Below are 18,316 nucleotides of genomic sequence, written 5' to 3' on the forward strand. Positions count from 1 at the left end.
CTTCGACGAGGCGTACGTCGGCCCCTTCACCTGGGACCTCAAGCGCTTCGCCGCCTCCATCGCCCTCATCGGGTACGCCAAGGCGCTCAGCGACGAGCAGATCACCGAGCTGGTGCGGATCTACGCAAACGCCTACCGCGAGCGGATCCACGCCCTGTCCACCGGCGCCAAGAGCGACGAGGTACCGTCGTTCACCCTGGACACCGCGCAGGGCCCGGGCAGCTGGCGGTTCCGCGTCCTGTTGTCCTGTTTCAGCGGAGCAGGCCCGTACCGCCCGCCGCTCCGCCGACGTCCACCGCCGCCGCGCCGCCACCACCTCCGGCAGGCCCCGCAGATCCTGACGCTCCAGCGCTGATCGGCATCCGCGTCCAGCAGCCACCGCCCATGCCGCACGCACACCCGCTCCCACCCGCGGCACCTACCGCACCACCCCGCAGCTCCTGCCCGGTGCGCCGGGCCGTGCACAGTGGCGTTGCGTGGTGACGGCTGGGCACGGCGTTACGCCGCCCGTGCCTTCGGCCATGGCGCCGAGGGCACGCCGACGGTGCGGGCGGGGTGGTCAGGTGGCTGCCGCAAGAGCAGGCGAGGGGCTGGCCGGGCGGGGGTGCGCCCGCGCGGCGGGGCTGCCACCGCTGCCGGGCGGCCTGTATGGTGCGACGCCCGCCGCTCCGCCCGCCGGAGGCCGGCCAGACGGTGAGGAGGTGCTCTTGACCTCGATCACCGTGAGCTGGCCGTCGTGGTGGACCAAGTAGTCGGGCTGCCAGGAGCCCGGCTGCGCTGGGGCCTTGCCGTTCCGGGCGGCCTGCGAGGCAAGGTAGCTGTGCACCCCGCTGCCCACGATCTGTTCCAGCATCGCCGGCTCGAGCAGCGACAGGAAATGCCTCCACTGCTGGTCGCTTGATCCCCAGGTGTGCCTGGGTTGCGCCGTGGAGGGACCAGTCAGCAGGCGGGAGGACGTGCGCTGCAGCCGCCGCAGCGCGGCCTGGCTGCGAAGCCGGCTCCACTCATTGGGCAGTTCGCCGGCCGTGGCCGCGGGGGAGCGCCGAGTGATCTTCTCGAAGGCGCTCAGCCACGGCGTGTGCTGCTCGGGCGGGATGCCGCAGCCGGTCAGGAAAGCCCGCAGTTGCTGCTCATCGGCTGGGATGGCGTCGCGGTTGACGATCCGGGCCGTGCTGCTGACCGGCAGCGCGAGCGGGTTGCCTGAGCGTTCCTTGATCTCCCGAAGGCTCGGCGCCCCGGCCTGTTCCCACACCACTTCCAGCGCCCTGCTCAAGTCCCCCTCATCGCCGATGAGTCCTGGGCGGGGCGCCCGCAGCTGCGCCAGCCGACCGCGTTCCTCGATGCGGGCTTGGCGCCACAGGTCGTCCGCGGCCCGCACCGCATCCTGCTCCCCGCCGCAGCCCTCGACGTAGGCCTCGACCGTGGTGCGCCGGGGCACCACAGCCCCGGATGCCGCCCGCTTGAGCGTGGCAGGCGACAGGCCTGTGCGGCGGGCCAGCGTCTCGTAGCTCATCCCGGCCGCGTCCCGCCATCCGCGAAGGTGTACGGCGAGTCGGCCGCGGGCAGGCCGGCCCTGGTCGACGGGGTTTTCTTTGCGCCCCATGCCCTGTGCCGCCTACTTCCCGGCCGCGGCGCGCAGCACCGCGGCGGCCAGTCCGCCCAGGCGGCGCCGGCCACCTCCGGCCGCGACGACCGCCGCAGCGCCCAGAGCACCGCATCCCCCGAGCAGCAGGAAGACGTCCTCGAGCGGCATCCCGGTCATGTGCAGGGCGGCACCCAGGACGGGGAAGGAGACGGCGGTGAAGGCCTGCGGCGCGCCGAACCGGGACGGAGTATCCGTCCGGTCGGTTCCGCATCGCGGCACACGAGGGCTGTTGCTCGACATGCGAAGGTCCTTTCACAGGCCCCGGTGCCAAGGCGGCTGACCGGGGCGGGGCGAACTGCTACTGGCTGCAAGCCCCTCTTGCACAGGGGCGATTGGCGTCACCGCCCGTGCCGGGCATGCCTACATCATTCCAGCCCCGCGCCGCCTCCGGCAGAAAGATCACCAGTCGAAACATCCCCTATGCTGGTAATGCCCGTTGATTGGTTCTGTGGTGTCCAAGCAAGCGGTTCTCACCACCTCACCTGTCCTCGCCCCTCGAAGACCGGGCAACCAGGGCGGCGGCCGCGATGCCGCTTGCTGCGGCCGCGCGCTGCACGCGGATAGTCCGTCTGTGTGCATGATCTGCTTGCCGCAGCCCCTGTCTATGAGTGATGGTGGGCCCCAGAACACGACGAGGCCGGTGCTCCCGGCCCGCGAAAGTCCTTGAACTGCTACTGGCTGCAACCGACGCTGACAGGGACACCGGCAGATCTACGTTGGCGCGTGATCTGCCTGCACGACGCCGGCACCGCCACTCGGCGGTGCCGGTTTCGTCGTCTCCAAGCCTCGTTGCACCGCCCCCGGTGCCGCCAGGCGGCTCCACACTGCGAGCGATAAACCAAGGCGCGTGACCGTCCGGGCCGTCGTGGCTGCCGCCGTCCCCGCCCGGCGCCCGCCATCCGCCCGGCGTGCACGCTCTCGCGTGTGACGTTGATGTTGTCACCTCACCGAAGTGATGCGACAACACCCCGACAGCGCACGCAGCGGACTCGGCGGCGCCGATGTCCACGACGGCGGGCACGTCGGACGATCCGCAGCTCGCCCCTTCGGCAAGAGAAGCTGGCAGCTCCACCGCTTCGCTGCCCATACGTAGGCGCTGCCAGCTGGTTACTAGCTGTGTGGGCAGGCGTCGTTGTGGTGGGGGGTGGGGGTGCCGTCGGGTTCGATGCCGTGCGGCCATAGCTTTCGCCATATGGGCTCGGTGCCGTGGTAGGGGTAGGCGGCGTCTCCGTGGTCGAGCGCTTCGCGGGCGATGCGGGCTGCTTCTTCGATGTCGCGTGATTCGTATCGGAAGCGGGCGATGCTTGCGAGTGCTTCGGGGTGTCCGTAGGTTGCAGCGGCTTCCCAGAGTTCTTCGGCGCGATCTGTGTCTCCGGCTGCCTCGCGGTGTTTTGCCAGGTCAGCCAGTGTGTTTGTGAGCCCGTACTCCGCGGCGGCCCGTGCGTAGTACTCCGCCTGTTCGAAGAGGGCCGCTTCTTCACGCATCATGGCCAGACGGCCCAGGCAGGCGGGTGCGCCATAGGCTGCCGCGTGGTGAGCCAATTCGGATGCCTCCACAGTCAGACCGGCCTTCTCGTGCTGAAGCGCGATGTCGGCGAGGGCGTCGGGCTGGCAGCATTCGGCGGCCTCCAGGGCCAGGGCGGCTGCCTGCTCGTAGTCGGCTGCTTCAACGGCCATGAAGGCAAGGTCTGCCAGGGCCCTGCAGGTCAGATGGTCCACCGGCCAGCTGTCGCTGTCGTCGAGCGCGTCATATGCCTGGAGACGCACGTCGAGACCGAGGGCGGGGGAGGGCGGGGGCAGTTGATGGGCGCGTTCTGCCAGGAGGCGGGCGTAGCGCAGCCGCCATCGGGCTGAAGCGGCTGACTCCAGAGCGCTGACATCGGTGCGTCGTGGCAGGTGCCGCAGGGCAGCGTCCCAGAAAGAGGCCGGGGGGCATATCTGACCACGCGTCCGGCGGCCGTGCTGCTCCATGTAGTCGGCCAGTCGAAAGGACTCCTCGCCTTCGGTCCCTGCTCTGCGCCGTGTGCGCCGCAACAGGGCTGTGTTGCCGTGTGCGGTGCGCCCCGTATAGGTGAGGGCCTGTTCGAACCAGTCGTCGTCCAAGGAGTTGAGCTCTGACGCTGAAAAGTAGTCCATGGCCGCTTCTTCCAAGAAAGCTGCGGGTAGGTCTATGCCACATCCCAGACGTCGTGCGTCCATGGCGACGTGGAGGAGCGCGCGGGCACCCGCGCGCGCCAGCTTGTACCGGTCTAGCAACGCCGGAGCACCGGCGAGGAACTGGGTGATGCGGCGGTCGGCCGCCCCCGCCAGCGCTTGTGCGAGACGCTCGTCCGCCTGTGCCGCACTGTGAACGGCGACGAGTTCTTGCGCGGTGAAGGCGTCAGGCACATGGATTTGCCGTCCCGTAAGCAGCTGACGGCTTTGCTCCTGCGGATCTTCTCCTAGTGGAATCGGCAAAGAGGTCAGATGATCCCAGTGCAGGGGCCACAGAGTGCCCAGAACGAGGATCGGAGCGCGGTGAGTGTCGGCCAGCAGGGTGCGCAGGGCCGCGGCGATCCTCTCTCCGACCCCGGGAGGGGCCAGGTAGTGCTGTGCCTCGTTCAGCCAGACCACGGTTTTTGGCCCTACTGCGGCCAGGCCAGCCAGTGCTGCGTCGGCTCGGGTGGGGTCGAAGGGATGCCAGAGCCGCCACTCATCGACGGTAAGGATCTGAATGGCTTCCCACGCTGCACGGGTCTTGCCAGTGGAGGATTCGCCTACCAGCACGCATAGCTGGCTTTTGCCGCCCTGTGCGGCACGCACGATGTGCTGCAGGTGAGTGTCGTGCTCCCGCTGCACGTAGGCGGGTAACTCACTCTCTTCAGTGGCGACGCGGATCGCGTGATGCACTTCGAGATCAAGTGGGTGGCACTCGCTGATGAGGCGTGTAACGAGTGCTTTTTGGTCCGGTGCGCTGGCCGACTGAGCGGTAGGCAGGACCGTGATGGTGTTGTTGTCACCGGTGATGACCGCGCCGACGTCTCGGCCTGCTGCTACCGAGTCCTTGCTTGCCTGCACCCGGTTACCTGAAGCTGAGGACTGCTGCCCATCGTCGTTCGGGATGTCATGAGCCCGACGTGGCCATACCGGCGAGGGGCTCACGTACGGTTCCCGTCTCCGGTGATGACCTCACCGATGTTCCCCGCGGCAGCAGTGCTACCGCCTCCTGAGGCGCGCACACTGCCGCCCGCAGGCGGACTAGGGTGTGACGCCGATTGGTGCGTCACCTCGTTGTGATTGCCGACGATGACGCGCCCCACGTGGCCGCCGGACGCCAGGGCACCATCGTCGGCCTCTACGGCTCGGCGTCCCGAACCGGCGAGCGCCCACACTGAGATCGTCAAGCCCACGAGGCCAGCGAAGGCGCCCATCACGCTGCCAAGCCGATCGGCCACCGCAAGATCCATGAAGATCGCGACTGCCACCAAGCACACCGCCGCTGCCCCGCATACGGCCGCGCACGCGATCAGCGCGTAAGCCCTCCAACCATGCATATGGCCATCAAACCGAATTCCTGTTCTCAAGGTAGCCGCATTAGCGGAACGGGAAGGAAATGGGCAGCCATGTCAGGCCCCGAATCGAGGTGCAGGCGGCTGACCCGCTGCTACAGGCCTGTCATGAGGCGCCAGCTCCTGGACGTGGCCGTCCATCTGCTCGATCCGTTCTGGAGACAGCGTTGCGGCGCGGCTGCGCTGGTTCCCGCTCCATGCACCAAGCCGAAGCTCCCGTTCCTCCTGGTCCGCGCTGCTGCCGCCACTCCGCGCGCGATCAGCGCGTTCCTCGTCCCCCGGTGTCAGGGTGCGGCTTCCCTCCCGCGTGCAGGGCGCCACTGACGGCCTCGATGAGGCGGGTGAGGGATCCGATGCGGCCGGCGGTGCGCTGGTAACGCTCGGAGGGGGGTTTGTTGGTGGGCCGTGTGTTTGTTGGCCTGGGGTGTTGTGGGTTCGTTGAGAGGCCGGGTGGGCGGTTCGGCTGGGGTGGGCGGGGTGTGTGAGCTGGACTTGTGTGTGGTGTGTGGAGTGTGGCTGAGGTGGGTTGTAGGTAGTCCTAGCGCGTAAAGACTCGGTTGGTGTTTTCGCTAGTCAGCGTTGTTTTGCTGTTCGGTGGGTGGGTTAGCGGTTGTGGGTGGGGCGTCTGTGTTGTTCGGCGAGGTGGTCGAGTTGTACGGCGTCGAGGGTGGTTTTGGTGATGCGTTCGGTGCCGTGTGGATGGCGGTGATGGCGGCTTGGCGGATGAGTCGGGTGAGGGATCCGATGCGGCCGGCGGTGCGCTGGTGGAGGTAGGGGGCGTGCCGGGGGAGGGTGCCGGTTTTGTGGTGGTGGAGGTCGAGGGCGTTTTCGATGTCGGTGATGACGTCGCGGAAGGGGTGGCGGGTGCCGTGGCGGGCGGGGAGGGGGCCGCAGGTGACGAGGGTGGCGCGTCCGGCTAGTTGGGCGCCGCGGGTGCCGGTGAACAGGGGGGTGTCGGTGACGTTGATGCCGGCGTAGACGAACGTGGCGGGCAGGCGTTCGGTGAGGTCTTTGAGTAGGTCGGCGGTTTGGGCGCCGGTGGTGGTGCCGGGGTTGAGGCGGTGGATTTCGTCGATGAGGACGAGTTGGACGCCGGCTTGGGTGTAGGTGGCGCAGACGGCGTCGGTGATCTGGGTCTGGACGAAGAACTCCCCGTCCTGTCCTTCAACGGCCCTGGCGACTACCGGCTGCGCATCCACGCCCGCGGCCGCGACACCGCAGTCGACCTGACGCCGGAAGAGGTCACCGAGTGGTACCTCATTCAGGCCTGGCCTGCTTCCGCACAGGACGTGGCCGTGCTGCGCCAGCGCGATGCCTATGGAGCATCACACCGTGCGCGCTGACCACAGCGTCAAATGACTGTCTGCCCGCCCATCGGCTGCCGGTAGGTGGGCAGACACGTTCCCTTCGACGGGGCGGCCCCCTGATGCACGGTACGACGCGAACTGGTGTGAGGCGCGGCCCCGTGCCGCACCAGAACCGTTTGAGGGCCGGCTGCGGGGCATGTAGACGGCCCTCGCCTCTATCTCATCCAGTTCGTGGTCAGCCGTGGAAGGTGATGTACCCGTTGCCGTCGCGGTCGTTGCCGGACTGGTGTAGGAGTGCACATCGGCGCGGGCGCCGGACAGCTTGTAGAAGTAGACTGTGTCCTTGTCGTTGTTCCACATGAAGTTGCAGTTCTGGCGGTAGACGACGTTGCCCGCGTCGGAGTCGGTGCCCATGCCGCCGCGCAGCTTGACGTAGTCACCGGGTTGGAGGGTGTGGCTGGCGGTGAAGGTGAACTTGTTGCCAGCCGCGTCCTTGACGACGTAGCCCTTCAGGTTCACCGTCGTGCTGCGCGAGTAGTTCCTGATCGTCAGATACTCGTTCTTGGTGTTGTCACCGGAGCACCGGTTGTCGTCCCGGCCCGGGGCGTCGTACTGGATGCCCCTGAGTTTCAGGGCCGAAGAGTACTCGGCGGCCTGGGCCGGGGCTGCGGTGACGGCGGCGAGCGCGCCGACGGTGACAGCGGCAGCGACCAGAGCGTGGCGGATGCGCATGTGGAAACCCCCCTCATTGGTACGAATGGCGCGCCCCGGAGCTTACCCAAAGAATGAACATCAGGTGATGGCTCAGTGGAGAGAGTGTGAAGGTCTCCGTCGTTGATGCAACCGCTGAAAGGCGTCGGCGATGTGAGCGTGCGCACGGACCCAGGAGCGCGGCGGCCGCGATGGCACAGTGCTCGTTACAAGGGCGCACCGCTGCGGTGGCCAGGTCAGCACCAGTACTTGTAGGGGCCGAGCACGCAGAACGAGTCGGAAGACGCCTTGGCGGTGTCCAGAGCTCTGGCCCAGTCCCCGAGCGGCCCCAGCCACGCCGGGTCGATCGAGCCGAGAACGAAGGTGAGAACACATGCGCCCAGCAGCAGGCGGGTGAGCAGCCGGGGGATGCGATCTCGCCGGTCGGCGCGCACAAGGCTCACCAGCATGCCGAGACCGGGCACTGCCAGTAGGCAACAGAAGATGGCGGTGCTCACCAGCACGCTGCAGAAGACCAGCGCCAGGCTGGCAGGGTTCGGGACCGGCAGAAGCTGGCTGAATGAGACGCCTCCCACTCCGGCCACGGCCGGGACTGCGGACGTCAGCGGAATTCCGATGCCGGCCTTGACCAGCGATCCGATGAGAGATCCGTTGACATCGGGGCTCGGCGAGGACAGGGGCAGAGCGGAGCTCCCGGACTTCTGCGATGGGTCCTGGACAGGGTGCTGCGAAGCCCTCGCTGGTTGAGGCGGCTGGGGCGAGCCGTGTTCGGCTGCGTCCAGCAGCCGCTCCAGGCGGGCGCAGTGCTCTTCGGCGAGGGTGGTGGCCTGCTGAGCGTCGGCCAGTTGCGTGCGCAGACTGGTGATCTCTTGGCGCAGGCTGTCGCGTTCGGCGCGCAGCCGCGCCTGCTCTGCCCGGGCCTGATCCATTGCGCCGCGATGTTCTTCGCAATCGCTCGCCCGGGCAGCTTCGAGGGCTCGTAGCTCCGTCTCCACCACGTGGAAACGGCGTTGCAGCTTGAGCAACTCCTCTTCCAGCCTCTGCTCGCCGGCCTGGCTGTCGCGGACGTGCTGGTCCTGTTCTTGGAGCAGTTGCTGAAGTTCTTGGACTCGGTGATTGCGCGTGCTGGCCGCTACGGCCTTGCCGTGCAGCATGCGCAGGCTGCTTCTCGCCTCGGCGGTAACCGGCTCACCCCGGTGGTCGGCCACATGGGTGAGCAGACCCGTCACAAACGACCAGGGCGGCACCCTCTTGCCGTTGAGGTAACGCGAGACGGTCCCCGGATCGCTGTGGGCGCGGACGGCGTAGCGGCGCAGGGAAATCTCCAGCGAGGCGAACAGCATCCGTAGCGTCTCGGCCAGCTCCCTGACCTCGGGTCGGATGTCGTCCCCCAGCGGGTCCAGTCCGCTCATGCCCACCCCTGTTCAGTGTCGCCGCCAAATGGCAACGCGTGACGCTTGCCGCAACTCCCCCGTCCCGCGCCAGCCTTGACGCAAGACCTCACCGAAACGGCCCGACTGGGCACAGTCCGTCACGGGAGTAAAAGCATATGTCTGCTACCCGCCGCCCCCCGGCCGCTCGCGCAAAATCGCGCCGCAGCCGCTCCGCGATGCTCGCTGCGGCCATCGCCGGCACCTGTTCCGGCGCTGCTCGGGCCACCCTCACCTGGCTGCTGAACCACATCACCATTCCGTGAGACGGCCCGCCTCTTGCGGTTGGACACAGCCAGCTCGGAAGAGGGCTCTGGTCTCCGTGACCGTGACCAGAGCCCTCAACCCGATAGTGAACAAGGAAGCTCTGTCGGAACCCTGAGCTGACAGCCGTCCCAACGATGCGGCTGACTCATACGCCGTCCCGGTCACGAAGAGGCGTAGTGCCGGCACCGCACACACGACGGAAGATCCAAGCCCGACAGCGACGCCGCGACCGATAGCCGGCGACCGCGAGTTGAAATTTCCGCGGATACGGGGCGTTCCGGTTCGGCCACGAGGAACTACGCGATCGTGACCGAGCCAGGCCTACTCGCCGGTTACGGCCCCGTCCTTCGGGCTGGCGAACACGAGGGCTGGTTATTCGTGATCGAGCCCGAGGGCTCCTCATCTTGGAGCGGCCAGCGATGTCGTACTCGGCAGCCCACTGGTACAGCTCCGCCTTGCTCAGCTGCCGCAGCTCACTCTTGCACGCCACGCCACCAGGTGGAGGCGGACGTGAAGAAGGCCGCACGCCACCCGGAACTCGTGGCCGGCGGCTGACCTACGAGTCCTCCGGCCAGCTCGCGAGCACCCGCTCGCCGTCGTCGTCGGCGCGCTCGGTCAGCACGATCCGGGCGCCGTCGATGCTGCCCCATGAGCCGATCCACGAGCGGAACTGATGCTCGGCCGTGGGCCTCTTGCCCCACCAGCCGTGCATCACCGGCCGACCCTCCGCCGTCAGGATGAGGTGGAAGCGCTCCTCGTCCACGTCACTCACCGTCCCACCCGCCCTCGTCGGTATAGGTCCGCAGCGGCAGCCGCGCGCCGGCCGCGACCTCGCGCAGTTCCTCGAGGAACCGCGTCGGCGGCACGCGCAGCGTCGGCGCTGTCGCGAGGAAGCACTCGCGGCATCGGTCGAACCAGCAGGGCACGTGGTCCTGGCCGTGGATCACGCTGCTCGTGCGGGACGGTCGGCCGCAGGCGGAGCAGGGCGGCTCCTGCTGCATCCGTGCCCACGTCTGGGCGAAGCGGGGCGCGGACGGGGCAGGGGAGAGGGAGGCCGGGTCGACGCCGAGTTTGCGGGCGGCCTCCTCGTGGTTCATGCCTGCTCCGCGGGGTGGGGTGTGGGCTGTGTGGCGCCACGATCATAGAATAGAACGCATGAACGATTCCGGGGTGGCGTCGCGCCTCGCGCTGCTCCGTTTCCTGGAGCGCGTGCAGGAGCGCGACCTGGCCCGCACCCGCATGTGGATCGCCGACGAACAGCGCCGCGAGTCCGAGCAGCGCGTCGGCGAAGAGCGGCGCCCACGTGCGCCCGAGTGGCTGATCGAGCGCGGCCTGGACCGCAACAACATCGTCGCCGTACACACCGGTGAGTGCTGGGACCCGGGCAAGCGGTCGAGACCTGCGATCAGGACGCAGGCCATCGACGCGCTACGCCATCAGGTGCCGGCGTGTACGAAGTGCAGGCCGGACACGGCGCTCGGCATCGTGGACTAGGCGCTGCGCGGCCGGCGCCCGGAGGTCTTCTTGGTCGCAGCCTTAGGCGTGGTCTTCTTCGCCGCCGTCTTCTTGGCCGGCTGCTTCTTCGCGGCCTTCTTCGGCATCTCGTGCACGTCGGCGTTCTCGCCGCGTGAAGCCCGGGCCTGCTGCACAGACTCGTTCAGGGCGGACATCAGGTCCACGATCTGCCCTGGCTTCGACTCCGGCTCCTGAAGTTTCGGCGGCTCGCGGTCCTCCCGCTTGGCCTCGATGATCTGCTCAAGGGCCTCGGTGTAGGCGTCCTGGGACTCCTCACCCTCAAGGCCCTCACGGGTCATGCTGTCCATGAGCGCGAGCGCGCCGTCGATCTCCTCGTCACTCAGCTCGACCGGAGGCGGCAGCAGTTCTTCCGGCGACCTGATCTCGTCGGCCCAGCGCATGGCGTGCAAAACGATCGTGTCGTCCCGCATCCTGAGCAGGCCCAACCTCTCCCTGCCGCTCCAGGCGTACTTCGCGACGGCCGCCTTGCTGGACCGGGCCAAGGCCAGCCGGGGCAGCTCGTACGGTTTCGCAGCGACCTGCCCGCTCGGCGTCAGGTAATAACCCTCGCCGATCTTCAGAGGGTCGACGGATTCCAGGGGCACGAACGCGACGATCTCGATCGCTTTCGCCGTCGGCAGCGGCAGGTCTGGCGGGGAGTTGATGTGCGGCTGTCCCGCTCGGGGTCGAGGAATACTCCCTTGCCTGTCAACCCCTGCACGTCGTTTGGCCCGCAGCAGCCGCCGGCGGGCCGCTGCAGCGGCTCACATGCCAGGAGAGCCTTGGAAAAGGCGGTAACCGAAAAGACCTTCAAGACCACCCACAAGCAGGGCATGCCCATCAGGAGTCCAGGCACAGGAGAACAATCTGCTGTTGGTACGCATCATGGTCAGCACCATGCCGGTCGCGGGGCTCCAGATTCGCGCGGTTTGGTCGTTGCTGGTGGTGGCGAGCCAGGTGCCGTCTGGGCTGAACGCTACGGCAGTCACTCCGTTGGTGTGGCCGGTGAGGGTGCGTAGTTCGCGGCCGCGGGCGGGGTCCCAGATTCGCACTTTCCGATCGAAGCCAGCGGTGGCGAGCCAGGTGCCGTCTGGGCTGAACGCCATAGCAGTCACTTCGCTGGTGTGGCCCGTCAGGGCGCGTAGTTCCCGGTCTGACACTGGCTCCCAGATCCACACGGTCTCATCAAAACCACTGGTGGCGAGCCATGCACCGTCTGAGCTGACTACCACCGCACACGCGGGGCCGGTGTGGGCGCTGGACGTCTGCGGCACCTCAAGGATTGCAAGGTCCCAGATTCGCACGGTTTGGTCGTTGCTGGTGGTGGCGAGCGAGGAGCCGTCCGGGCTCATCGCCACGGCAGTCACTCCGTTGGTGTGGCCAGTCAGGGTGCGTAGTTCTTGGCCGGTGGCAGGGTTCCAGATTCGCACGCTCCCATCAAAGCTGGTGGTGGCGAGCGAGGAGCCGTCTGGGCTGAACGCCGCGGAAGTCACCTCGTTGGTGTGGCCGGTCAGGGTGCGTAGTTCTTGGCCAGTGGTCGGGTCCCATATCTGCACTGACCGATAGACATTGGTGGTGGCGAGCGAGGAGCCGTCCGGGCTCATCGCCACGGCAGTCACTCCGTTGGTGTGGCCGGTCAGAGTGTGTAGTTCTTGGCCGGTGGTGGGGTCCCAGATTCGCACGGTCCCATCGCCGCCGGTGGTGGCGAGCGCGGCACCGTCCGGGCTGAACGCCACTCCATTGACCACGCTGGTGTGGTTGGTCAGAGTGCGTAGCAAGGCTGGGTCGGGCAGGTCGGGGGGCGGCCAGCGGTTGATGAGGGCGGGTGGATCGCCGGGCAGCGAAGTGGTCGGCCAGTTGGGGGCGTCGGTAATGCGGCTGCGCAGGATCGCGTCGAGGGCGTGAGGCGGGTTGGTGGGGGCCAGTAGGTGTGCAGCGCGGGACAATTGCCGAGCCAGTGAGCGGGCCGGGGGGCCGATGCGGTCGAGATCGCGCCAGGGGGCGGTGGGGCCTCGCTGGTGCAGCCGTGCGCGGATCCACCGAAAGTCCTCTGCTGTCGCTTGTGCCTGGACGGTGAGTCCGGCATCAAGAAGGTGCTCGATGAGGTGGTCCTGAAGGTAGCCAATGGTGGTCTGCCACCACGCCACGCCGTCGTCGGCGGGCGGCAGGGTGGGGGCCAGGGAGTCGAGCAGGGCGGCGTTGGCGGCCTGCAGTCCAGCGATGCCGAGTTGGGCGCGCAGGTAATCGCGGACAACGTCGTGGAGAGTGAGGGTTCCACCAGGCACCGTCTTATCGATGTGAAGCAGCGATAGGTCGGCCATCTGTTTGCACAGTGACCGCGTGGCCGTCTCCTCCCGGCCGCTGGTGGCCTGCCACAGGACCACGACCAGAGCCATGGGTACTGCCTCGTCCTCGGCGAAGATGCCCAGTTCAGCGAAGCGCGCCTCAGCGTCGTCGGGTTGGAGGAGAGTGGTGGAGGCCTTGATGCTGGCCCTGACGGCGGTGTTACGGCGATCGGGGTCGCTGAGGTCGAGGGTGGCGTCGGGGTCCTGAGCGGCTGGCCCGCCCGCGCGCAACCGCTCCAGGAGAGCCCTCGCCGCTGTGGTGGGGTCGGCGCCGGTCGCCACCTGTTCGGCGATGAATTTGTTGGCGATGCCCAGCAGGAGCGCCCAGTGCCCAGTCGCTTTCACCAGCGCCTGCATCACATCCCATTGGGGTACAGCAGGCAGGCGGTCAGTGAGCAGACGCTGAGCCTGCTGTTCGGTCATACGGTCGACTTCGATCCGAACCGCTCCCCGCGGAAGCACTTCAGGTTTTGCGGGTGGTGACCAGCCGCACGCAGGAATGCGGTGCTCCGCGTAAGAACGGGGCGAGCTGCTCGTGCTCCCACACATCGTCGATCACCAGGAGCGTGCGTGGGCGCTGCGCGAGTAGACTGCCGAGGTGGTTTCCGGCACGCTCGGGATCCGATCCAGTCTCCACGGTGTCACCGGTGATCAGACGGGTCTCCTCAGCGACCTTCGCTGCGACAGCCGCAGGCCCCCGCACGTCCCGCCCGATCGTGACCAGATGAACACCACCAGGGAAGCGTCGCTGCACCGACCGCTGCGCGGCAACGTACTTCGCCAGAGTGGTCTTGCCGAAGCCCCCCGCCCCGTGCAGCCCAGCGGTAATCGCTACTGAACCACCGCTCCGCCACCGACGGGTCCTTCGACGCACGGCCCGGACGACTGCGTCAGCCTCATCCCGGTCAACCCACCACTCCGGCACCTCCGGCGGCACCGGCCGAGGGACGGGCGGTCGGGGCGCAGGAATCGCCCTTAAGGCAAGCACCAAAGCGGCCAACCCTGCCACGGAGCCGAATACGCTGGCCACCGGGTCTGCACGACCCCAGCCGTCGCGCAGCGCCGTCACCAGCAACCACACCCCGGCCCCCACACACAAAGCGATCGCCGCCCGCCCGCCCCAGCGCCCCCGCAACCCCATAGTCGCGCATCCTCTCGCCCGACGCCCGCCCCCTACCTCAGTTCACCCAACCCGGCCGCGAAAGAAAAGCGCCTCAGTCTTTCGGAAGATCGTTCGACTCGAGCCGGTACCGCGTTGCCCACCAGATATGTGGAGATGCGGCCGCCTGTGGCGGACTCGGCCGTGCCGGGGCTGTGTCACGAGCGATGGGCGCGATGCTACGACCCAGCTCGGAGCGGCAAGATGTGATGGGTTGGGGGGCGGTGACGCAGTGCCTCGACAGTCGTCGTCGGTAGGCGGGGCTGGTGGCCGCCTGGCGGTCGGGCGTGGGCTTGTTGTTTGGCGAGGAGCCGGGCGCGGCCGTCTTCGACGGTCTGCTCTTCGAGGAGCACCTCGCTGAAGGTCTCCATGACGGCGTCTGGACCGGTGGGGTGGGGGTCTGCGTCTGACTCGGCGGTGGTGCTTGGCCCGGTGGCGGCTGCCGTGGCGGAATGCGAGGAGGAGGGGCGAAGTAATGCCGCACCTTCGGTCGCCTCGCGGCGAGCGGCATCGAGCAGTTGCTTGAAGCGGTCGACGTCGCCGCCTAGGACACGCACGAAGGCCTCAAGCAGGTCGTGGTGGGGCAGCACTGTGGCTTCGAGGATGGAGGCGACGGCGCCGGCGCTGAGGAGCCAGCCGCTGGCGACGGCGATGTCGTTTGGTGCGGGTCGTCCCGCGCGCAGGTGCAGGGTGTGCACGGCGGTGCGGAGCCGTTCGGCGGCGGGCATGGGGGCCTCGTCCGGTGTCACGGCGGGTTCGCGGTTCTTCTCGCTGAGTTTCTCGGATTCCCAGACGGTCCGTAGCACTTCTGGGTCGGCGCCGCAGGTCCGGGCGACTTTCCGGGTGAGGGCCCAGGTCGGCACGCGTTCCCCAGAGAGGATGCGCGACAGGTAGGAGGCTGAGCATCCGATGCGGCCGCTGACTTCCTTGTTGGTGAGCTGGGCGGTGCGGATCAGCATGGACAGGATCGGCGCGAGACGGTTGTACGCCGCTCCGGATGATTCGACCGGTACGGATTGATCGGAGCCGTCGCCACGTTCGGAGCCTGAGTCGCGTGACTCGCCCACGGCATCACTGCCGGCAGGCCCCTCGGGGGAGTCGGCGGCAGGGGCGACCGGGTTGTTGAAGAGGCCGGCGAGCGAGGTGAGAGGTGTCTCGGAGCGGTTGAAGCGGGCGAGGCGCCGCAGGATGTACCGCTCGGTGTAGCGGTGGCGGGCGGTGTCCTCGCTGATGCGCAGGGTGGAGCTGATGGCGGACCAGGTCAGGCGCCGGTAGCGGGCCCGGCCGACGACCGCCGCCGTCAGGCCGTCGAGCTGCTCGTGCAGCTGGGCGATGCGGCGCAGGGGTTCTTCTCCGTCGGAGGCCGGCAGGAGCCGCGCGAGGTCGCGGGCACCGTCCTGGATGTCCTTGGCTAGCTCCATCAGGAGTTCGTCGCCGGCCGTCAGGCCATGAGAGGCGGTGCGGGGCCCCAGACTCCGGGCCACAGACCGCGCTTCTGCCGGGGCCTCCGCCGGGGAGGCCTGCGGCGCGCGACCTTGGCCGGGTCTGGCCCGGACCGGGTTCTCGATTTGGCCTCGTCCAGGACAAGGTTGTGCCGGGCAGTGGACTGCTGGCTGGTCGAGACCCACGTGTACACCAAGTTCGCCACCGAGGGGCCCTTCCGCACGGAGGATCGAGCCCTCGCTGTCGGCAAGCCCTGCCGGCGATCACCATCGGATCCGAACGGATTCCCTGCGGCGGGACGGGGGTTGGTCACAGTTCGGACAGATCCGTGCGCAGCGGGTCAGTTGTCTTCGCCCGGAGGTGCGGCGATGGCCTGCTGGGCGCGACGGAAGTCGCCAGGGCTGGCGCCGGTGTGGCGGGTGAAGAACTTGCCGAAGTTGGTGGGTTCGGAGAAACCGAGGCGGCGTGCGATGGTGGCGACGGGTTCGTCGGTGTGCGCGAGAAGCCGCTGCGCCTGGAGCGTGACGCGGGTGTCGATGACGTGTTTGACAGATCGTCCGGTGGCTGCCTGGCAGGCACGGGTGAGGGTCTTGACGGTGTAGCCGAGGCGGTCGGCGTAGTCCTCGGCACGCCGGGTGGTGGCGTAGGAGCGTTCCAGTTCGGCGTGGAAGCGGGCGTAGACCTCGCCGCCGGCGTGGGGGTCGGCGGGCGCGCCTTGGCGGGGGAGGCGGTCGATGTGCAGTAGCAGTGCGGCCAGCAGCAGGCGCAGGATCTCGCGGGAGGCGCCGTCGGGGCGACGGTATTCGGCATGGAGTCGGGCGAGCAGGGCGGAGGTGGCGGCGTAGTCGCTGCTGGTGCCCAGTTGCCAGCAGTTGGGGGCGGACCAGTCGTCGGCGAGGCGGCTGGCATCCGTCGTCGCCTCGGGGAAGGCGGGGGTGAACAGCAGGTGCGTGCCGTTCATCCGGCCGGGCTCGGCAAAGCGTTGCACCTGGCCGGGGCGGACCCACAGCAGGGTGCCGGGCCGGCACGGGTAGGCAACGAAGTCGATGGTGTGCTCGGCACTGCCCTGGGTGATCAGGGTGAGGGAGTGGAAGTCGGCGCGGTGGACCCGTTGCAGGCTGCCGTCGGCGACCCTGCGGTGCAGCGCGGACAGGTCGGTGATCTCGATGCCGGGAACCGGGGCGCTGGGCGGGTTGAAGCCGAACCCGGGGATGGCCTCCCCGCCCGCAGGCTCGGGGGCATGGCTTCTATCGCTGCCCCTCCTGTCCGTTTCTGACCATGACACGTCTCCACCGTACCTCGCTGGCCTGTGGTTTTACCCGGACAGTGGAAGGCGAGTACGAACAAGGACCTCGACCCACCAGAAGGACGCAGACCATGAACGGCACCATGACGGTCATCGACAGGGGCACGGTGCGCATCCACAGCTACATGGCCCCCGATGACAGCCTCAACGTCACCACTCAGCTGATCGAGACTCCGGCGCGACTGATCGCCGTGGACGCCCAGTACGCCCTGGCCTACGCCGACGAGGTCGTCGCCTACGCGCGCGGCCTGGGCAAGCCACTGGACCGGGTGATCATCACCCACGCCCACCCGGACCACTTCCACGGCGCCGCCCGCTTTGGCGCCCCCGTGCACGCGCTGGCCGCGGTACGCGAGCAGATCGCCGCCCAGGGCGACGGCCAGGACCCGACGGGCGCGGTGATCCCGGTCGCGGACATGACGCCGACCGTGGAGGTCGTACCGGGCACGCAGGTCATCGACGGCGTGCCGTTCGTCTTCGAGAGCCACAGTGGCGGCGAGGCCGCCGACGAGCTGGTGATCAAGCTTCCCGAGCATGGGGTGCTGGTTGCCCAGGACCTCGTTTACCACGCCACCCACCTCTTCCTGGGTAACAACGACATTCCCGGTTGGATCAAGGCCGTCGATGAGCTCGCCGCCGACCCCGCCTACGGCACCGTCCTGCCTGGCCACGGCCTGCCTGCCGGCCCCGAGGTCTTTGACCAGCTGCGCCGCTACCTCGCTGATGCGGCCGAGCTGCTCGGCGACGACGGCGAGGCGTACAAGCAGGCCATCACGGCGCGTCATCGCGGCTTCGGCGGTGCGTTCCTGATCGACATCGGCAACCAGTACCTCTTCAGTACCGACAACGCCTGACCATCGCCCCCTCTAGTGAAAGAAACCCCCAACATGAGCAGGATCACCGTGTTCGGCGCCGCCGGAAAGGCCGGCTCCCGTGTCGTCGCCGAGGCCGCCGCCCGCGGCCACCAGGTCACCGCCGTCGCCCGCGACCTTGACGCGCTGACCGCCCTCCCCGATGGCGTGCAGGCCGCTGCGGGCGACGTCACCGACCCCGAGTCCGTCGCCGCCCTCACCAAGGGCGCCGATGCGATTGTGCTGACCGTCGGCGGCCCGGACGCCGCCCTCTACACGAACGCCGTCTCCGCCGCCGCATCGGCCGCCCGCGCCCTGGGCCTGGCCGGCCCGCGCATCCTCCACATGGGCGGCGGCGCGAGCCTCCTCAACAGCGAGGGCGTGCGCTTCTTCGACGCCCCCGGCTTCCCCGAGGAGTTCAAGCCCTACGCCATCGGCCAGATCCGCGCACTCGACGCCTACCTCGCCCTCGGCGACGACGTGACCTGGACCTACCTGTCCCCGCCCCCGGTCCACTTCGCCCCCGGCACGCGTTCCGGCCACTACCGCACCGGCCTCGACCACCCCGTCGTCGGCGACGACGGCCAGGCCCGCATCTCCTACGAGGACTACGCCGCCGCACTCGTCGACGAGATCGAAAACCCCCGCCACCTCAACCGACGCTTCACCGTCGGCTACTGAACAACCAGCCATAACGGCCCCTGGCGGCGTGCGTGCGTGCGCGGGCGGCCAGAGGCCGCCATACATCCACGCAACCGACCGAAGCACTTTCCCGGGTAGCCCGAGGAC

Annotated in this window: 14 protein-coding genes and 3 pseudogenes; 4 read left to right on the plus strand and 13 right to left on the minus strand. The window is 68.4% G+C overall.

From position 1 onward, the window contains the following. Nucleotides 1-217: pseudogene (locus IE212_RS32920) on the plus strand (DUF2252 family protein); the annotation flags it as partial. Between the two features lie 342 nt (nt 218-559). Here the strand turns inward: IE212_RS32920 and IE212_RS32925 are convergent. The 8 genes and pseudogenes from IE212_RS32925 to IE212_RS32960 form a co-directional block, all read right to left on the minus strand. Continuing rightward, a complete protein-coding gene (locus tag IE212_RS32925) occupies nt 560-1,603 on the minus strand; it encodes a helix-turn-helix domain-containing protein (RefSeq protein WP_190201659.1) in 1,044 nt (347 codons plus the stop codon). A 12-nt stretch (nt 1,604-1,615) separates the two neighbouring features. Then, nucleotides 1,616-1,885, minus strand: a complete 270-nt coding sequence (locus tag IE212_RS32930) for a hypothetical protein (protein ID WP_190201660.1) — start codon at nt 1,883-1,885, stop codon at nt 1,616-1,618. Between the two features lie 870 nt (nt 1,886-2,755). Next, on the minus strand, nt 2,756-4,702 hold the full coding sequence (locus tag IE212_RS32935) for a hypothetical protein (protein WP_190201661.1): 1,947 nt from the start codon (nt 4,700-4,702) through the stop codon (nt 2,756-2,758). Between the two features lie 1,094 nt (nt 4,703-5,796). Then, nucleotides 5,797-6,332 (minus strand): annotated as a pseudogene (locus tag IE212_RS32940) (TniB family NTP-binding protein); the annotation flags it as partial. A gap of 403 nt (nt 6,333-6,735) precedes the next feature. Next, a pseudogene (locus IE212_RS32945) lies at nt 6,736-7,232 on the minus strand (lamin tail domain-containing protein). A gap of 215 nt (nt 7,233-7,447) precedes the next feature. Next, the gene (locus tag IE212_RS32950; protein WP_190201662.1) at nt 7,448-8,623 is read right to left on the minus strand and encodes a helix-turn-helix domain-containing protein; all 1,176 of its coding nucleotides are present in this window, start codon (nt 8,621-8,623) and stop codon (nt 7,448-7,450) included. 841 nt (nt 8,624-9,464) lie between these two features. Then, nucleotides 9,465-9,680: a hypothetical protein gene (locus tag IE212_RS32955; protein WP_190201663.1), complete on the minus strand. Its 216-nt coding sequence runs from the start codon at nt 9,678-9,680 to the stop codon at nt 9,465-9,467. Then, nucleotides 9,673-10,005 carry a hypothetical protein gene (locus IE212_RS32960; protein WP_190201664.1) on the minus strand — a complete coding sequence of 111 codons (333 nt, stop codon included), beginning with the start codon at nt 10,003-10,005 and terminating at the stop codon, nt 9,673-9,675. Before IE212_RS32960 ends, IE212_RS32955 begins: the two co-directional genes overlap by 8 nt. 58 nt (nt 10,006-10,063) lie before the next feature. Between IE212_RS32960 and IE212_RS32965 the strand changes: the two genes are divergently transcribed. Beyond that, nucleotides 10,064-10,402 carry a DUF6233 domain-containing protein gene (locus IE212_RS32965; protein ID WP_190201665.1) on the plus strand — a complete coding sequence of 113 codons (339 nt, stop codon included), beginning with the start codon at nt 10,064-10,066 and terminating at the stop codon, nt 10,400-10,402. Here the strand turns inward: IE212_RS32965 and IE212_RS32970 are convergent. The 5 genes from IE212_RS32970 to IE212_RS32985 all read right to left on the minus strand — a co-directional run bounded on the left by IE212_RS32970 (nt 10,399) and on the right by IE212_RS32985 (nt 16,655). After that, complete coding sequence (locus IE212_RS32970) at nt 10,399-11,163, minus strand: Ku protein (RefSeq protein WP_190201689.1); 765 nt, start codon at nt 11,161-11,163, stop codon at nt 10,399-10,401. The genes IE212_RS32965 and IE212_RS32970 overlap by 4 nt on opposite strands. 24 nt (nt 11,164-11,187) lie before the next feature. After that, nucleotides 11,188-13,191 carry a WD40 repeat domain-containing protein gene (locus tag IE212_RS32975; RefSeq protein WP_229864683.1) on the minus strand — a complete coding sequence of 668 codons (2,004 nt, stop codon included), beginning with the start codon at nt 13,189-13,191 and terminating at the stop codon, nt 11,188-11,190. A 40-nt stretch (nt 13,192-13,231) separates the two neighbouring features. After that, entirely contained in the window at nt 13,232-13,909 is a 678-nt protein-coding gene (locus IE212_RS35255; RefSeq protein ID WP_229864684.1) for an NB-ARC domain-containing protein, read from the minus strand. Between the two features lie 197 nt (nt 13,910-14,106). Next, nucleotides 14,107-15,348: a helix-turn-helix domain-containing protein gene (locus IE212_RS32980; protein ID WP_190201666.1), complete on the minus strand. Its 1,242-nt coding sequence runs from the start codon at nt 15,346-15,348 to the stop codon at nt 14,107-14,109. Between the two features lie 362 nt (nt 15,349-15,710). Continuing rightward, nucleotides 15,711-16,655, minus strand: a complete 945-nt coding sequence (locus IE212_RS32985) for a helix-turn-helix domain-containing protein (RefSeq protein ID WP_190201667.1) — start codon at nt 16,653-16,655, stop codon at nt 15,711-15,713. A 92-nt stretch (nt 16,656-16,747) separates the two neighbouring features. Here IE212_RS32985 and IE212_RS32990 point away from each other — a divergent pair, with 92 nt between their 5' ends. Next, nucleotides 16,748-17,530 (plus strand): MBL fold metallo-hydrolase, encoded by a 783-nt coding sequence (locus IE212_RS32990; protein ID WP_190201668.1) that lies wholly within the window; start codon nt 16,748-16,750, stop codon nt 17,528-17,530. Nucleotides 17,531-17,563: 33 nt separating this feature from the next. Further along, a complete protein-coding gene (locus IE212_RS32995) occupies nt 17,564-18,208 on the plus strand; it encodes an NAD(P)-dependent oxidoreductase (protein WP_190201669.1) in 645 nt (214 codons plus the stop codon). Nucleotides 18,209-18,316 lie beyond the last annotated feature (108 nt).

Source organism: Streptomyces djakartensis (genome assembly GCF_014651075.1).
In the GTDB taxonomy this organism is placed as follows: Bacteria; Actinomycetota; Actinomycetes; order Streptomycetales; family Streptomycetaceae; genus Streptomyces; species Streptomyces djakartensis.

What these genes read in the sequence shown, in the direction of transcription:
- IE212_RS32950 (WP_190201662.1), bottom strand. Translation starts at nt 8,623, where the DNA reads ATGAGCGGACTGGACCCGCTGGGGGACGACATCCGACCCGAGGTCAGG.
- IE212_RS32980 (WP_190201666.1), bottom strand. Translation starts at nt 15,348, where the DNA reads ATGGAGCTAGCCAAGGACATCCAGGACGGTGCCCGCGACCTCGCGCGG.
- IE212_RS32990 (WP_190201668.1), top strand. Translation starts at nt 16,748, where the DNA reads ATGAACGGCACCATGACGGTCATCGACAGGGGCACGGTGCGCATCCAC.
- IE212_RS35255 (WP_229864684.1), bottom strand. Translation starts at nt 13,909, where the DNA reads ATGGGGTTGCGGGGGCGCTGGGGCGGGCGGGCGGCGATCGCTTTGTGT.
- IE212_RS32975 (WP_229864683.1), bottom strand. Translation starts at nt 13,191, where the DNA reads ATGACCGAACAGCAGGCTCAGCGTCTGCTCACTGACCGCCTGCCTGCT.
- IE212_RS32960 (WP_190201664.1), bottom strand. Translation starts at nt 10,005, where the DNA reads ATGAACCACGAGGAGGCCGCCCGCAAACTCGGCGTCGACCCGGCCTCC.
- IE212_RS32965 (WP_190201665.1), top strand. Translation starts at nt 10,064, where the DNA reads ATGAACGATTCCGGGGTGGCGTCGCGCCTCGCGCTGCTCCGTTTCCTG.
- IE212_RS32925 (WP_190201659.1), bottom strand. Translation starts at nt 1,603, where the DNA reads ATGGGGCGCAAAGAAAACCCCGTCGACCAGGGCCGGCCTGCCCGCGGC.
- IE212_RS32995 (WP_190201669.1), top strand. Translation starts at nt 17,564, where the DNA reads ATGAGCAGGATCACCGTGTTCGGCGCCGCCGGAAAGGCCGGCTCCCGT.
- IE212_RS32930 (WP_190201660.1), bottom strand. Translation starts at nt 1,885, where the DNA reads ATGTCGAGCAACAGCCCTCGTGTGCCGCGATGCGGAACCGACCGGACG.